The organism is Amycolatopsis sp. NPDC000009, assembly GCF_055563465.1.
Map to the genome: position 1 here is coordinate 81,838 of NZ_JBVHDI010000022.1, position 14,508 is coordinate 96,345.

Sequence of the window (14,508 nt, forward strand, 5' to 3'; positions counted from 1 at the left end):
CAGGGCCGATCCCGCGGACCCTGCTTGTGCGGAACGCCGTGGTGCACTCGGAGCCTTGGGGGCGTGGTACGGGAGAAGGCTTCCTCGCGAGATGTGGGACAAGCCCGTGCCGGCTGAGCTGCCGTACAGTCCGCCGTGTTCCTGAGACAGGAATCGACCTGGCCCGGCTCCAGCGGTCACGGAGCGCGGGACCGACGACTTCCTGACATCGACGTGCGTCGCATTCGAACCGAAGGTGTGGCTCAAGGTTCGGCGACAGGGTCGCCCGTCGGCACGAAGATCACGCGATAGCCGTCAACTGGGCTGGATCACGAGAGATCGAAGGGGGCGGGGGAGAGGCCTTCCCAGATCTGGCGGGATGCCTGCTCGGGGTAGGGCAGAGTCTTCGACTCGGTGTCCAGGACGCGGGTGAGGTGCCCGCCGGGCCGGTGGGCGGACCAGCCCGCGTCGCCGGTGCTGACGAAGCGGACCCATGCCTCCTGAAGTTCGTGGGAGAGCGCAACGGCTTCGGGACTGGGCTCCTCACCGATGAGCTGGGTGCCGACGGGGCTGTCCAGCGTGCCGAACGCCAGTGGCACGTCGAGGCTGTGGCAGGCGCCCAGGATGCCGCCGAGGGCCGGGGCAGCCCAGCACAGTTCGAACAGGTACGAGGTTCCGCCGGCCTCGGTGTTCGCCTCGGCCAGCTTCTGTGACGGCATGCGGAAGAGGGCGTCGGAGTACACCGCCTCCACCAGCTCCTCCGGGCCCGCCTGCGGGAACGCGGCACGGTAGGCCCGCGTGCCGCCCGGCTGCGGGGCGTGCAGTTCCAGGGCTGCGTGGGCGTCCTCCTCGGTGAAGGTGCCGTACCGTCCGCTCATGACGCTGAAGTACCGGAATTCGTCCCGGGTGTGGCCGACGAGCAGTTCGGTCCCGCTCGCGCGTCCGCCGGTCAGCGCGGGCCAGGGCGTTTCCGGGAGGACCTCGCCGTCGACGACGGGGCAGAGCGCGGTGCCGGTCTCCGTGAGGCGTCCCCAGCTCTCACGGTGTGCGTGGAGGCCGGCGTTGAAGGAGGTGAGTTCGGCGGCCAGGTGCCATGGGTCGAGGTCGCGCAGGGCCTCGGCGGTGGGGGCCGCCGCGCCGAGCCGGTCCGCGAACGCGGCGGTGACCTGCCGTGCCAGTGCGGGGGTGCTGTGCAGCCCCGGCACCGAATGGGCGATGGCCCGCCGGAACAGGCCGCGCGCGGACTTCATCGTCAGCAGCGCGGCGACCGAGCCCGCCCCGGCGGACACCCCGCCCACGGTGACCCGGCCGGGGTCGCCTCCGAAGGCGGCGATGTTGCGCTGCACCCACTCCAGTGCCGCGATCTGGTCGAGGAATCCGCGGTTGGGCGGCACGTCGTCGAGGAACGCGAATCCCTCCGCACCCACGCGGCAGTTGATGGTCACCACGACGACTCCCGCCTCGGCCAGCGCCGCCGGGTCGTACATCGGGTCGCTCGACGCCGCCGACAGGTAGCCGCCCACGGGGATCCACACCAGCACCGGCAGACCCGCCGCGCCGGGATCCGGGGTGCCGACGTTGAGCGTCAGCCAGTCGGTGCCCTGCGGGGGCACGTCGATCGGCAGGGACAGTGGCACCACGGGGCCGAACTCGACCGCCTGCCTCGTCCCCTCCCAGCGGTGCGGCGGCTCGGGCGCGGCGAAGCGGAGCGCTCCGACCGGGGGCTGGGCGTAGGGGATGCCGCGGAACACCGCGTGCCCCTGCCGCCAGAGCCCCTGCACCACGCCGTCCGTTGTTCGTACCTTTGGCTGTTCGGACATGACGATTCCCTCCCTGGAGTGCATCCCAGGGTTATAGGTCAGGTGTATTATGTCAACTGTATTGGAACAGTTCCGGGGTAGGAGGGGCCGGCGATGCCGAAGCAGGTGGATCACCGCGGACGCCGCGAAGCGATCGCCCGCGCACTGTGGCGGGTGGTGGAGCAGCGCGGCGTCACTCAGCTGACGATGCGCGTGGTGGCGCAGGAGGCGGGCATGTCACTCGGGCAGCTGCAGCACTATTTCGCTTCCCGGACCGCCATGCTCTCCTTCGCCATGGATTTCGCGTCCGAGCAGACCTCGGTGCGCGTACAGCAGGGGCTCGAAAAGCTCGGTGACCGGCCGCACCCCCGTGACGTGCTGCGACTGACGCTCGCGGAAATGCTCCCCCTGCATGCCGACGCCCGCGCGACCAGCCGGATGAGCGCCGCCTACGTCCTGGAGGCGCTGCACGACGAGGCCGTGCACGAACAGGCGCGCCGCGGCCTCGTCCAAGGGCGGGCCCTCGTCGAGCAGCTGGTCCGCCAGGCGATCGCCGACGGGCACATCGACTCCGGCCGCGACCCGGCGACCGAGACCAACCTGCTCCTCGCCCTCACCGGCTTCACCTCCCTGATCGAACTCGACGTGATCAAGCCCCAGGACGCGCTCGCCGCGATCGACGTGCAGCTGGACCGGCTGTTCAGGAGTACCTGAGCCCCCGGGCACGGGGCATGTGGCGCCAAGATCGGCTCCAGGCCCGCCACGTCCGGTCCTTCGCGGACATGCTGATCCGACTCCGGGCGAACGCCTTCCCTCGTGGATCAACGACATCCAGCCCGACGACCTGCCCAGGTTGCACCTCGCCGCCGGCCTCCTGCCGGACCTGCCCGCGGTCACCGCTGGGCCCACCCTGCCCTGGAACTCCGGAGCGGTCGAAGGCCACGTCAACCGGATCAAGATGCTCAAACGCCAGATGCGCTTACGGCGGAGTGGTGCGTTGCCTCAGGCCGTGTCTTGGTCAGAGGTTCTTTATGCGAGACGAAACGGATTGAGCGGTGGCCAGACAGTTGTTGCGTTGAATATAGGCCGAGTAGATCAACAGCACTCTCGGTGAGTGAGCAGTGGTCGACGAGCAACCTGTGGTTCGGCTCGATGACTCGACGCCGGGACGTTCCGCGGAGAGTTTCCCTAAAGTCCCTCGCAGATGCCGGGAGCCGTAGTACCGTCTTAGAACGATTTCAGGGGTCTGTGTCTACTGCTTGAGCAGGGGTAAAGGAGGGGACGGTGGCGCAAGGTTTCGAGGTCGACCCTGAACTGGTCAAACACGCCGCCCAACGGGCGAGCGAGGCCGTTGCCCATTTCGAATCGCACGGTACGGCTGTGAAGCGCGCGCAGGCCGTGATCGAGGGGAATTCTGTCTTACTCGGCGATTACGGCGACGCCGGGGTGTTCTTTCACGCCTGCGAGCGCTTCGACGTCAAGTTCAACGAAATCTTCGATACTCTCATTTCACATAATGACAGCTTCGTCGACACGGCTCGGCGGCTGCAAGGTGGCCTGCAGACGGCATCGAAGCTCTATGCCGAGACCGAAGCCGCCGCGAGTGAGCGACTCCGGCGCATTGGCGAGCCGTGGATGGACGGGGGTCGATGATGGGACAGCCACCGTACTGGCCAGACCGCCCGCCGGGGTACTATCCGCAGTTCGACCGGTACGAGGACCAGTGTGGCGAGCTCGCCGGCTGGGCTCGGTGGGTCGCCGGCTGGGTGGATTGGCTGCTCCATGACTACGGCCCCACCGGCCCGCACCCAGATCGGTGGGTCAACTATCCGTTCGAGCGGTTCTTCTATCCGTCCGACGTGATCGCGCAGCAGCAGCTCAAGGTCATGCATCAGGCATGGCAGACCATCGACGAGCTGCGCTACAAATCAGCCGGTGACGCCGATCCCAGCATCGACGTGCTCAACAACCTCGACAGCGCGCTCGGTGCGGCCCTCGGTAGATGGGAAGGCGACGTCGCGGTCGGCGTGCAGACATATCGCGAAGAACTGGCGAACTACACCGAGCCCTACATTCTGGCAGTCGGCAAGCTGGGGCAGTGCCTCATCGCCTACTCCCAGATCTTCGAGCAAGCGCGGGCCGACATGGTCAAGGTCATGAAACAGTTCGTCGGTGCGCTGCAGGCCAAAACGTTCACCGACCCCGAGTTCGAACAGCTCGGCCTGACGCTGTACAAGGTCATCGGCGATTGGGTGCTGGGCAAGTTCCCGTTCGCTGCCGACAAGGTCCTTGGGCTGGACAAGGTGCTGGCCGAGGCTGTGCAAGGCGCGCAGCGGACGAAGGATCCTGCGGCGATCGGCGGCAGCAATTACTGGGAGATCTGCGATTCGTATCTGGTGGCCGCCAACGGAATCTGTGACGATGCCCGCGCTGCGATCAACCAATTGACCAGCCGTTTGGACAAGGTCGACGACGAACTACGCGACCCTCCGCAACTGAACGTCGACGTGAGCTAGTGCTGCACCGGCAGCTGGATTAGTGGGTTGCCGTGGCGTTCGTCGTGGTTGAGCCTGCCCGGGGCTACCTCGGACGTGGCGGGAGCTTGTTCCGCGCCAGTCGGGGTTTCACGACCTCCTCGACCCGCGGCTGGGGACCGCCGGTGCGATCGTCAGCGGGCGATGTCGGGAAATGATTTCGGAAAGTCGAATTGGCCCCGGCAGCTGAGTTGCAGGCTCGGTCGGCATGGAGCCCGACAGGGGATCTTGGGGACCGTTCGTGCTGCCCTGACTCCCGGGATGCTTGGGTCATCTGTGACCGGTGCCGGTCCCCGGCCGCTGGCTACTGATCGTCGGCGTCGAGCCGGCTCAGTGCGGTGGTGAGGAATGCGTCCCGCCGTTGCCCGAGAAGGTCGGCGTCGAGGTCTGATCGGCCCTGGTCGTGGAGCGCCGGAACGCAGAACGCCATGTCGGCCAGGTGCCTAACGCCGCGACGACATCCCAGTAAGCGAGCTGTTCTGCTCGTCGGCCGGTGGCGCGCTCCCACCCCTTCAGGACCTGCTCGGTGGCGGGTAGTCCGAACATCAGGGCCGCGTCGAAGCGTGCACCGCTGAGGTCGATTCCCGGCGATCCGGCGCTGGCGCAGTCCCAGTCGACCAGGCCTGTGCAGTGGTCACCGGACCAGAGGGTGTTCCCGAACCACAGGTCGCCATGCACGAAGACTGTCGGCCCGGTGGGCGCGGGAAGCTGTTCCAGGCGTTGTTCCGCAGCAGTCAGCAGTGGAGTGGTGCCTTTTTCCCGGCGTTGGGCGGCGAAGTCGACGTCCTCGATCGAGCGGGTCCGCCTCGGGAGGGCAGTCCGAGGCGCCAACGGGACTGCTTGCAGTGCGGCGGCTGTGCCCGGGCAGGACGGTGATCAGCACCGCCAGCACACCTGCCGCGGAACCGTCGAGATCTGTGGCGATCAGGCGGGCCGCGGGTAACTGGTGTTCCCCGGCGACTTGCAGTGCCGCGACCTCGGTGGCGAACCGCTGGCGGTGGTCGGGATCAGTGGGTCCCCGAGTCGCAGCACGGCCGCGTCGACGCGGCCACCCGGTTCGAACGTCAACAACCACGGATTGGCTCCCTGCCGTAGGCCGGTGGCTGCGGCCACTTGGGCGCCGCCTCCCACCGCGTGGCTCACCCAGCGCTGGACCTTCTCGGACAGCTCGCGCACCGTGATCACGCCCCCCGTGTCGCGCCTGATATCGAGCGACCACGATGACACGGCGATCAGGCGGACGTTGTCAGCTGGCGCGGTTGTGCGTCGGCGTTTGGTGGTCCGCAGCCGGAACGACTCGGTGCCGGTTTGGCTGATGGACGGTCGAATGTCAAGCGATCGACGATCGCGGCGCAGAGCCCGCGGGTCGGTGAAGGGTGCGGGCCCATTCACTGAACGCGGAGTTGCTCGCGATGGCGATGCTCGAGCGTCCTCACGCTCGGTGAAGACCTGGAACAGCAGCTCCGCGCCGCGTCGGTCCCGCTCCAAATACCCCAGCTCGTCGAGGCAGAGCAGGCCGACGCGGGCGTAGCGGGCGATGGTCTTGGACAGTGTTTGTCATCGGCCGCTTCGACGAGCTCGTGGACCAGCGTGGCGGCGGTGACGTAGCGGACTTTGAACCGGCCTCAGCCGCGGCGGTGCCCAACCCGATCAGCAGGTGACTTTTGCCGGTGCCCCGAGTCGCCGATCAAGCAGACCTGCTGCCCAGCGCGGATCCAGGAGCCCTTGGCCGGAGTGTGGCTGCAGCCGCGTTGCTGACGGCACCATCGACGGGGATGAACGAGCACTCTCGTCGGGAAGTGATCAGCGATCGGTGGGGCCGCCTCTTCAGAGGCGTTCGATGCGGTCGGCCTGCGGGCCCCGGTCGCTCTGACGCACCGCGTACCGGACCCGGTCACCCTTCTGCAGTGGCTCCGACCCCATGATCACGGACGCGTGGGCGAAGAGATCGTCGCCGCCTGCGTCCGGGGTGATGAAGCCGAAGCCGCGGTCGTCGTCGTAGCGCGCGACGACGCCCTCGCCGCCTCGTACGGGCACGTCCCGCGTCGCGGGCCCTGCGGCCGCGGCAGGTGCCGGCCGCTGCGGCGCCGCCTGGGGCTCGGCGCCCCGGACCAGGTGCACGTCGCGGGCCTGCGGGCCCTTGTCTCCACTAGTCACTTCGTAGGCGACGCGGTCGCCCTCCGCGAGCCACGTCAGCCCCTCGGTCAGGGCCCGGGCGTGAACGAAGACGTCCCCGGCGCCGGAGTCGGGGTTGATGAAGCCGAAGCCCTTGTCCTCGTCGTACCAGGCCACCGTGCCGTCGGCACCGTCCGCGATACCGGCCGCAGCGGGTGAGCCGGCCCCTGCTCCCAGCGGGATCACGTGCCCGGCCTGCGGGCCGCGCTCGCCTTCGACGATCAGGAAGGCCACCCGCTGCCCCTCGGTGACCACGCCGCCGGTCACGATGGCGGAGCTGTGCACGAAGATGTCGGCGCCGCCGCCGTCCGGCGACGCGAAGCCGTACCCCTTGCCCGGCTCGTACCAGTTGACGGTGCCGAGCAGGCCCACGGCGCTGCCGGCGGCCGCATCGGCGGTGACGCGAACGCGCAGCGCCTGGGGCCCGCGGTCGTTCTCGCCGACCTCGAACACGACGGCCTGACCCTCGCGGAGCACTTTCGCGCCGCCGTCCCCGACGATCTCGGAGGCGTGCACGAACACGTCCGGCGAGCCGTCCTCGGGCGCGAGGAAGCCGAAACCCCGTTCGGCGTCGAACCAACGGACAGTCCCTTGCGGCATCAAAAGCTCCAGGTCGAGAGGGCGGGCAGTGACCCCCAGTCTCCCTGACAGACCTCCGGTCCGTCGGGCCGGGCCCACAGGCGGGCGGTGCGGAGCCAGGGGCGGGCCGTTGGTTCACCTAGCGACACGCCGAGTTTGAGACCAGGTCTTAGCGTCGAGGTCCGGGACGAAGAAGCCGAGAGGGGTGGGCTGGGCACGTCCCGCCAGCATGTGCGGACCGGCCGATAGCCACTTTCCGGAGCGCGCCCGGCCTAGGCGTTAGTGCAACTGAGTGCGACGCGGAGCAGCGGGCCACCGGCGATCGGATCGTTGAGCGTGTCCGGGAGGGGTGATGGGAACAACGGGACACCGACAAGCGGGTTCGACTACGCTGGCCGCTCGACCGGTCACGCTCGTGTGTTGATCATCGTGTGGCGGTCGGGCCGTAGGGGCGGCTAGCAGGAGAGAAGTCGGCGACGGGGAGGGGAGGCCGGCGTGTCGTTGAATGTGGCCAAGCTGCGGCAGCAGGCTGGTGAGCTTGATGCTGAGCTGGAGCAGGCCCGGTTTACCGGGCGGTCTGCTGACGGTGTCGCGTCGGCGGTGGTGTCCGGTCAGGGCAGGCTGGTGGATCTGACGATCGCGGATCATGTGATCCGGAGTACGCATCCGCAGCGGTTGGGGCCCGCGGTGCTGGAGGCGGTGTCGGCGGCTCGGCGTGCGGCCGCGCAGGTCGGCGTCGTCAAGATGCGCGCGGTGGTGGACAAGGGCCAGGAATGGGTTCCCGAACCGGGCCGCGGATCGGTGACCGATCGTCGGGACGACTCTGTTCCGCCGCCTGCGCCCAAAGCTGGGACGGCAGCCGAGTCGCGCGCAGTTCGCCGAGTTACTGATGAGGTCGAGGAGGAGAGTTTCGATCAGCTCGACTTCCTGGACGAGGGTCTCGAGGATGAGGGGCGGGATCGCTGGTGAGCTACGAGGACGAGCTGTATCACCTCGCGAGAGAGATCGACGCGACCGTGGCCGCGGTCGAGCATGCCTCGGTGGCCGCGGCGCGGGATCGTGTCACGTGGGCGTTGCCCGGTGACCTAGGGTCGGTGACGGTGACCGGGGCCGGAGAATTGGTCGACCTGCAGGTGGACGTAGCCGCGATGAAGGCCTACAGCGCGCCGAGTTTGTCTCGTCAGCTGCTCCTGGGGATCCAACAGGCCGAGGAGACCGCGGCCCGGCGATATGACGCGGCGATCGCGGCCGTTCGGGATGAGGAGCGGCTGGTATGAGTCTTCCGGATCCGTTCGACCCTGGGGCCGGCCAGGGGTATCACGTCTATCCGGAGAAGCTGCGGGCCGCGGCCGACGCGATCGCGGACGCCGCGGGGCTGCTGCAGGACTTCGCGGTGGTGGACTTGGCGGATGTCGCGCTCGGCCCGTACGACCTTGGTTTGCCGGGAACGGTCACGAACATCATGCCGGGGCTTAACGGGATGGGGACGGTGGACAGGTACAACGCGGCCATCGACGCGATTCAGCGGATCACGGCCGAGAATTCGACCCAGCTGGCTGTGCTGAGCGCGGCGTTGGGCAAGGCCGCGAACCATTATGAGCAGCTGGATCAGGAAGCGTATGAGCGGATGAAAAAGCTGGAGGGTGAGATCAAGTGACCACCCCCGACCCGGGCCAGGCCGCCGCGGATCTCGCCACCATGAGCTATCCGGAGGCCGCGGATCAGAAGATCCGGGAGTATGCGAACCTGATCGGCGCGAACGGGATCATCGGACTGCTCGACAAGCTCCGCGTGTTCGTCGCCGGCGACCTGAAAAAGACGTTGAGACTGGCAGAGGCGTTCGCCCGGGAGAGTGCGCTAAAGGAAGCGGCTGAAGTCGTCAATGACGCCAAGCTTTCGCTAGCGGCCGCCTGGCATGGGGATGCCTACGATCAGTTCTCGATGTACTCGGGGATGGTCGTCGATGGCTTGAACAAGGGCCAGGTCTCCATCGCGAGCCTGACCAAAACGATGAGCACGGTCGCGACAACGGTGATCGCTACCTATAAGAACCTGTTGGTCGCGCTCGGCAACTGTGCGTCCAACCTGTCGGCGCTGGCCGGCAAGTTCGGAATCCTGCTCGCGTCTACAGCTCTTCCGCCGCTTGCGGTTCTTGCGGTGAAGGATTTCGTGGACGCGGTCAACTCGGCTTTCGAGAAGTTCTGGAGTGACTGCATCGCGCTCATCTCCGGCATGATCACTTCTGTCGAGGCGCTGATCGGGAGCGGCTTCGAGCTGACGGTCATCGAAACGAACTTCCCCAAGATCCCGGATGTCGGCACGAGTGTCGAGGTGGTGGGAGAACCCCGTCGCTGGCGGATCAAGCCGGGAGCCGATCCTTCGTGACACGACGTCTGGCCCGATGGCTCGCCACCTTGATGGCCGGCGGCATGGTGGTGCTGTCCGGCTGCGGAACGAGCCCGCCACCTCCGCCACCCGAACCGTCGGTGGCGGCTCCGTCGATCCCGGCGCCCTTGAACGGCGCCAAGTTCATCGCCGATCCGTGCTCGGCGATCACGGTGGAGCAGCTGCAGAGCATCGGCTTCGGTGAGGGCAGGCATGAGCAGACCCGGGATGGCCAATGCCTGATCGTGCTCGGCCCGTCGGTAGACGTGACCACATCGTGGTTTCCGCCGCTGCGGGAGAGCATCCGCACGTTGTACAGCGATCGTGCCCTAGGTCGCGATACCGGCAACCACTGGGAAGAGGTCACGATCAACGGCTACCCGGCCGTGATCGTGGAAATCAAAGAGAACATCCCGAGCAGGCGGGACCAGGGGCCATTGGCGTGCAGGCTGGCTCTCGGTGTCGACGACAACACGTTGGTACACATCAAAGCCAACACGTGGGGAAAGCCGGAAGCCGGTCCGTGGCAAGCCGATCCCTGCGGTGCGGTCAAGAAGATCGCCGAGTTCGTCATCGACAACCTCCGAAGCTGACCGAGAAGCCACGGCCCGGTGGAATCGCTGTGGCCGGACGACAACGCAAGCCGACTGCATCACCTGCCTGCTCTGGTGAGGGCCTGTGACGTCTGCTTGATCGTGTGCCCGACATGAGCTGCGTCTAACAGGGCGTGCCCCTTTGTCGTCAACCGCGTCAGCAGCGGATACGGAATCAAGGGATGCACGTTGCTGGCTCAGGATTCGGCCCAGACAAACGCCAACACACCCTTCGACCGGTCCGTGTTCGAGGCAGGAGTGAGTGAATGTGCTCCGGTACCGACATACGGGCCGCGACAGCCTCGACGTAATCTCGAGCTTCTTGCACGCTGAGGTCGGGGGCGGATGCTCGCACGAGTCGGAGCGCGTCGAACCGTCGGCCGCGATCGGTCAGCGCGGTGAGGCGTGCTCGCAGAGGATCGTGACGTTCGATCCCGCGGACCTGCTCGAGATACTCTCCGATCCACTCGCCCTGCTCGAGATCAGCGGTCGCATGCAGTCCGTGGAGACTGCCGTCCACCGCATCGACGAGGAATGGTCCGTGGCCCACCACTGCGTCCGTGATCTTGCCGGTGCGCAGGTAGCGCTCGCTTTGGCTGTACACCACCCAACCAAGCCGGTGCGGACTGACCTTTGTGATCACCATCTCCGGCCCGTGCACCGCCCACCCGGTCACATGCCGCTCTACGATCTTGACAGCCCATTCCTTGGACACCACAGCACCAGGCTAGAGGAGACGCCTCGCGGGTAGCACGAGGAGCTAGACAAGCAGGATGCGTTCCGACGCAGGGAGACAAATGGTTCACGGTCGCCAAAGTCCTCGTCGTTGTGACAGCGGGATGGCGCGCACATTGTGCTGCCCTGCTTCCTGTGGGGTAGTGGGCGCGCCAGAGTGCGCCGGTGTTGTCGGTAGCTTTCAGGAGTTCGTCCTGGCGCGGTGTTTCCGGCCAGATTTGGATCAGGTGCTGTTCCTGTAGGGCGTCCGGGCCGCGGTCTTCGCCTGCGTCGCGGTGGCGCACCGAGTCCCGTACGCGATAGTTGCCGTCCGAGGCTAGGGAAGGGCGATGGGGATGTCGACGGTGTCGTCCGCGTCCGTCCCGCAGACCGCGATCGGGCCGGCAGGCCAGGTGACCGAGACTTCGGCCACGTCCTCCCAGGAATCGAGGTCAGGCTCCGGCGGTCCGTCCCAGGTTTCAGTGGTCACGGTGAGCCGCCGAACGGTGTCTGCTGAACTCGCCGGGCCCTCACTGGCGCTCATCCCCGCCGGGCGGCTGCCTGGGCTCATGGTCCGCGCCTCGGCCGTGACCCCGGAGGGGGTCGCTGAATTCGAGGCGACTTTCGCGTGGATGCCCAAGCGGGTCTTCTTCGACGTCTGGCGGGCCACCGTCTCGCTCGTCGACCCGGATCCGGCGTATCGCACACCCGTTCCGCTCGCCCTCATCCGCAGTGAAGACGACCGTACCGGCAATATCGTGACCGCGATGCCCCGCAGGGCGAAGGCCGAAGGCGTGGTCGAACACGTCCTCCCCGGGCCGGGCATGTCGTCAGCGCGGACGTGGGGGAGGCGACCACCAAGACCATCGCGGCCGTCGTCGAGGGCTGGAGTGAACCGGGCCCCTCGTTCCTCCCCTAGACTTCAGCGGTGATCGCATCATGGGGGCTCGATGCCGCGCTCGAAATCGGGATCGCCGCATTCTGCGCGGGCGAAGAACCGCCGAGCGACGACGTGTTCTGGGAACGGCTGACCCGCGCGGGCGTCGAGCCGTGGCTGGCCGAGCGGCTGCTGGTCTTCCTGCCGATGGCCTACGTCCGGCGGTTGCTGCCGGACGTGACGTATCCGGACGCCGTGCGCGACTCCCGCGGGCAGGTCCTCCTCGCGCAGGAGCCCGTTTTCGTCGCGGCGTACGAGCGCGCCCAGTACGCGAACCGTGCGGAATTCGAGCGGATCGCGTTCCGCAGCAGCACGTTCGCCGTGATCAACGAGGCGCTGAACGCCGGGTCGCAACTCGCGGACCTGGCACTCGCCGAACCCGTGTTGTTCAAGGATCTGGAACCGGCCGTCGAGGGCGACGGAGGTGTGCCTTCACCGCAAGCGATATTCGAGGCCTTCCTTCGCGAGCACGGGGTCTCGTTGGGTGATGACACTCGGGTCGACACGAAACTCGTCGTCCACCCCGCCCCGGAAGGCACGGTGATGGCTCAGGTTGACTTCGCCGTGTCGCATCCCGCGCTGGCCGAGCAGTGGCTGGTCGAAAGCTTCGCCGGGTACGGCACCACTTGGCGTGAGGCGATCGGCCGTGCGGTGGACAGTTTCCGCCTCGGGGCGTTACATCCGATCGTCGACGGGTTGCTGCTTCCCGGCGCCGCGGCCGATCAGGTCGAGCGCGAGCGATACGACCATCCGGACGGGACTTTCGAGCTGGTACTGGGCGCGCAGAGCACCCTGTTCGCCGAGACCGTTCCTTCCGTCGAGCCGCTGCTCGACCGGCTGCTGGAAGCGTTGCGCGCGGAGAAACTCAGCCGGAGGGTGCACGGGCTCCGGTTGTTCGTCGCGCACAACGACGGGGCGTTGCTGAACAACGAAGTCCTCTTGGACAGCCGGCCGTGGTCCGGCGGCGAGGCAGTGGTGGTGGACCACCCGGCACTGATTGCCGAGGGACGGGTCGCGACGCGGGTGTTCGGGCTGCTGGTGCCCACTGATGCCTAGTTCAGTTCCGACCCACGGGTTTCGGCGCTGAGGAGCAGTGCGAGGACGGTGACGGCGATCGTGGCCACGAGATACAGCACGACCGCCGTGGGGCCTTGCTTTTCGACCAGCCACACGGCGATGAGCGGTGCCGGCGCCCCCGTTACGTCAACGCCGAACCCCTCATCCCTGGCACCGGCATCGCGTTCCTGCTCGCCGCCCCACACCCGTTCGCCGACAAGGAGTTCGACCTCTACCACGACGATCGAAGCGAGCCTGCGCTGCGCTTCGTAACCCTGCTCCCGTGCACCCTCAGCGAGTTCGAGTTTGTGCGCGAACACGATGACGACCCCGCAGCGCTCTACGACGTCTGGGAGTCCCGCGAGACCGACATCCTCGACCTCTACCGGGCATCGGCCGTTTGACACTGGTCAGACCCGCAAGGCGTGCCACTGTGCGCCAACGCACTCTCATGCCGCGAGGAGCGCTTTCCGTGACTTCCCGCTCATGCCGACGTCAGGACACCCGGGGTGCTGGTGACCGCAGGGTTGTGACGAGAGGCGGGCGGGGCGGGCTGCTGGTTCGTCGGCCGCGGGTTCAGATGGGCCAGCGGGCGCGGACGATCCCGTCGTCGTCCGGTCGCACGGCCACGAGCAGCGGGTTGTGGTCCGCGGTGGTGAGCGGCAGGAGGATGGCCGCGCGTGCGCCCGCGAACGCGTCGGCCAGGCCCGCTTGGTCGTCGCTGTCGACGTAAAAGCCGTGGATGCTGCCGTCCGCGTGTTCCAGGACGGCCAAGCCGGTGAAGTCCGGGGACATTGCTCGTAGCACTGCTGGAACGTCGGTGGGTAGGTCCGGCCACACGTTCAGCAGGGCGCGTGGACCGAGGTCGGGCACGGCGTCGCCGGTGAGCCGATGCCAGCGGGAGTGGTTGGCGACGACCTGCTCTTGCAGCAGGACCCTGCCGCGCTGTGCCATGAGTGCCGCCACCTCGCCCCAGAACGCCGCGTCCGCCGGACGCGATTCATACGGTTCGTCCTCGTCCGGGGCGTAAGGCGAACCGTCCAGCGGTTCGACGAACAAACCGCTCGCGGTCGTCAGCGCGATCGCGTGTCCGCACGGTTGGTCGCTTCCGATGAACATGTATTGGTCCCAGCCGACGTGGACGAAGAACCGGTCTTCGGCTTCGAGGCGGCACCACGCGCCGTTGTCGCGCAGCATGGCGCGTACCAGTTCACGTCCGACGTCCAGGGTGATCTGTGCGCCGTCGTGATAGCCGGTGAGGTCGGGTGGGAACAGTCCGTGCAGTCCGTGGCCGTCGACGGGTGGCTCTACTCCGAAGTGGACGAATCCGCTGACCTCGGGGTCGCGGATGGTCATCATGGTCACGCCGGTGTCTTCGGCGAAGGCTGTCACCGCGGCAAGGTAGGCGGCCTCCACCGGACCGTGGTCGCTCGACACGTCCTCGGTCCCTCGGTACGCACCCCTGTCGTCGCGATCGACTGGGTCGTACTTGGTGATCCGGTAGACGTACGACGTGCTCATGATCGGCTGGGGCGTCCTTCGGAATCGCGGATGATCGACGTGGTCACGCTAGCCGGGTCACCACGGCGACTGCGAGCCGATAAACAGCAAAGTCCTGGGGTGACAACGCGGTGACCTCGACTCAGCTGTGTTTCCGTGCTCGCACGCCGCGATGAGGACCATCAGGCCAGGCGGCTGTACCAGCCCCGCGGCCCGGCCACCGCAGCCGTCAGGCCCCATGCAGGAAATGCCAAGAG

Annotated in this window: 17 protein-coding genes; 9 read left to right on the plus strand and 8 right to left on the minus strand. The window is 67.3% G+C overall.

What is annotated here, in order from left to right; translation table 11 throughout:
- Positions 1-308 precede the first annotated feature (308 nt).
- Positions 309-1,799, minus strand: coding sequence for a carboxylesterase/lipase family protein (locus tag ACZ3HL_RS37350; RefSeq protein ID WP_465536160.1), 1,491 nt, complete (start codon positions 1,797-1,799; stop codon positions 309-311).
- Positions 1,800-1,892: 93 nt separating this feature from the next.
- Between ACZ3HL_RS37350 and ACZ3HL_RS37355 the strand changes: the two genes are divergently transcribed.
- From ACZ3HL_RS37355 to ACZ3HL_RS37365, 3 genes are all read left to right on the plus strand, one after another.
- A complete protein-coding gene (locus ACZ3HL_RS37355) occupies positions 1,893-2,492 on the plus strand; it encodes a TetR/AcrR family transcriptional regulator (RefSeq protein WP_465411726.1) in 600 nt (199 codons plus the stop codon).
- A 570-nt stretch (positions 2,493-3,062) separates the two neighbouring features.
- Positions 3,063-3,431: a hypothetical protein gene (locus ACZ3HL_RS37360; RefSeq protein ID WP_465536162.1), complete on the plus strand. Its 369-nt coding sequence runs from the start codon at positions 3,063-3,065 to the stop codon at positions 3,429-3,431.
- Complete coding sequence (locus ACZ3HL_RS37365) at positions 3,428-4,294, plus strand: hypothetical protein (protein WP_465536164.1); 867 nt, start codon at positions 3,428-3,430, stop codon at positions 4,292-4,294. The genes ACZ3HL_RS37360 and ACZ3HL_RS37365 overlap by 4 nt, the downstream gene beginning before the upstream one ends.
- Positions 4,295-4,642: 348 nt before the next feature.
- Here ACZ3HL_RS37365 and ACZ3HL_RS37370 read toward each other — a convergent pair whose 3' ends face one another.
- The 3 genes from ACZ3HL_RS37370 to ACZ3HL_RS37380 form a co-directional block, all read right to left on the minus strand.
- On the minus strand, positions 4,643-5,143 hold the full coding sequence (locus ACZ3HL_RS37370; protein WP_465536165.1) for a phosphotransferase family protein: 501 nt from the start codon (positions 5,141-5,143) through the stop codon (positions 4,643-4,645).
- Positions 5,144-5,236: 93 nt separating this feature from the next.
- On the minus strand, positions 5,237-5,497 hold the full coding sequence (locus tag ACZ3HL_RS37375) for a hypothetical protein (protein ID WP_465536167.1): 261 nt from the start codon (positions 5,495-5,497) through the stop codon (positions 5,237-5,239).
- A 642-nt stretch (positions 5,498-6,139) separates the two neighbouring features.
- Positions 6,140-7,087: a cold-shock protein gene (locus ACZ3HL_RS37380; protein ID WP_465536169.1), complete on the minus strand. Its 948-nt coding sequence runs from the start codon at positions 7,085-7,087 to the stop codon at positions 6,140-6,142.
- A 474-nt stretch (positions 7,088-7,561) separates the two neighbouring features.
- On the opposite strand from ACZ3HL_RS37380, the gene ACZ3HL_RS37385 reads away from it, so the two are divergent.
- From ACZ3HL_RS37385 to ACZ3HL_RS37405, 5 genes are read left to right on the plus strand one after another with little or no spacing between them, the layout of a single operon-like run.
- Positions 7,562-8,035: a YbaB/EbfC family nucleoid-associated protein gene (locus tag ACZ3HL_RS37385; protein ID WP_465411710.1), complete on the plus strand. Its 474-nt coding sequence runs from the start codon at positions 7,562-7,564 to the stop codon at positions 8,033-8,035.
- Positions 8,032-8,343 (plus strand): hypothetical protein, encoded by a 312-nt coding sequence (locus tag ACZ3HL_RS37390; RefSeq protein ID WP_465411709.1) that lies wholly within the window; start codon positions 8,032-8,034, stop codon positions 8,341-8,343. The genes ACZ3HL_RS37385 and ACZ3HL_RS37390 overlap by 4 nt, the downstream gene beginning before the upstream one ends.
- Positions 8,340-8,723, plus strand: coding sequence for a hypothetical protein (locus ACZ3HL_RS37395; protein ID WP_340682540.1), 384 nt, complete (start codon positions 8,340-8,342; stop codon positions 8,721-8,723). Before ACZ3HL_RS37390 ends, ACZ3HL_RS37395 begins: the two co-directional genes overlap by 4 nt.
- The gene (locus tag ACZ3HL_RS37400; protein ID WP_465411708.1) at positions 8,720-9,451 is read left to right on the plus strand and encodes a hypothetical protein; all 732 of its coding nucleotides are present in this window, start codon (positions 8,720-8,722) and stop codon (positions 9,449-9,451) included. Before ACZ3HL_RS37395 ends, ACZ3HL_RS37400 begins: the two co-directional genes overlap by 4 nt.
- On the plus strand, positions 9,448-10,044 hold the full coding sequence (locus ACZ3HL_RS37405) for a DUF3558 domain-containing protein (RefSeq protein WP_465536171.1): 597 nt from the start codon (positions 9,448-9,450) through the stop codon (positions 10,042-10,044). Before ACZ3HL_RS37400 ends, ACZ3HL_RS37405 begins: the two co-directional genes overlap by 4 nt.
- Before the next feature lie 175 nt (positions 10,045-10,219).
- Here the strand turns inward: ACZ3HL_RS37405 and ACZ3HL_RS37410 are convergent, their stop codons facing one another.
- The gene (locus tag ACZ3HL_RS37410) at positions 10,220-10,762 is read right to left on the minus strand and encodes a YrhB domain-containing protein (protein WP_465411706.1); all 543 of its coding nucleotides are present in this window, start codon (positions 10,760-10,762) and stop codon (positions 10,220-10,222) included.
- 333 nt (positions 10,763-11,095) lie between these two features.
- Positions 11,096-11,248, minus strand: coding sequence for a hypothetical protein (locus tag ACZ3HL_RS37415; RefSeq protein ID WP_465536173.1), 153 nt, complete (start codon positions 11,246-11,248; stop codon positions 11,096-11,098).
- A gap of 438 nt (positions 11,249-11,686) precedes the next feature.
- Between ACZ3HL_RS37415 and ACZ3HL_RS37420 the strand changes: the two genes are divergently transcribed.
- On the plus strand, positions 11,687-12,751 hold the full coding sequence (locus tag ACZ3HL_RS37420; protein ID WP_465536175.1) for a DUF6348 family protein: 1,065 nt from the start codon (positions 11,687-11,689) through the stop codon (positions 12,749-12,751).
- On the opposite strand, the gene ACZ3HL_RS37425 is transcribed toward ACZ3HL_RS37420, so the two are convergent.
- The gene (locus ACZ3HL_RS37425; protein WP_465536177.1) at positions 12,748-13,071 is read right to left on the minus strand and encodes a hypothetical protein; all 324 of its coding nucleotides are present in this window, start codon (positions 13,069-13,071) and stop codon (positions 12,748-12,750) included. The two genes, ACZ3HL_RS37420 and ACZ3HL_RS37425, sit on opposite strands and share 4 nt — an antisense overlap.
- 256 nt (positions 13,072-13,327) lie before the next feature.
- Positions 13,328-14,272, minus strand: a complete 945-nt coding sequence (locus ACZ3HL_RS37430; protein ID WP_465536178.1) for an RNA-binding protein — start codon at positions 14,270-14,272, stop codon at positions 13,328-13,330.
- Positions 14,273-14,508: the final 236 nt, after the last annotated feature.

Coding starts and splice junctions, on each gene's coding strand:
- ACZ3HL_RS37350 (WP_465536160.1), bottom strand. CDS start 1,799: ATGTCCGAACAGCCAAAGGTACGAACAACGGACGGCGTGGTGCAGGGG.
- ACZ3HL_RS37355 (WP_465411726.1), top strand. CDS start 1,893: ATGCCGAAGCAGGTGGATCACCGCGGACGCCGCGAAGCGATCGCCCGC.
- ACZ3HL_RS37365 (WP_465536164.1), top strand. CDS start 3,428: ATGATGGGACAGCCACCGTACTGGCCAGACCGCCCGCCGGGGTACTAT.
- ACZ3HL_RS37380 (WP_465536169.1), bottom strand. CDS start 7,087: ATGCCGCAAGGGACTGTCCGTTGGTTCGACGCCGAACGGGGTTTCGGC.
- ACZ3HL_RS37395 (WP_340682540.1), top strand. CDS start 8,340: ATGAGTCTTCCGGATCCGTTCGACCCTGGGGCCGGCCAGGGGTATCAC.
- ACZ3HL_RS37430 (WP_465536178.1), bottom strand. CDS start 14,272: ATGAGCACGTCGTACGTCTACCGGATCACCAAGTACGACCCAGTCGAT.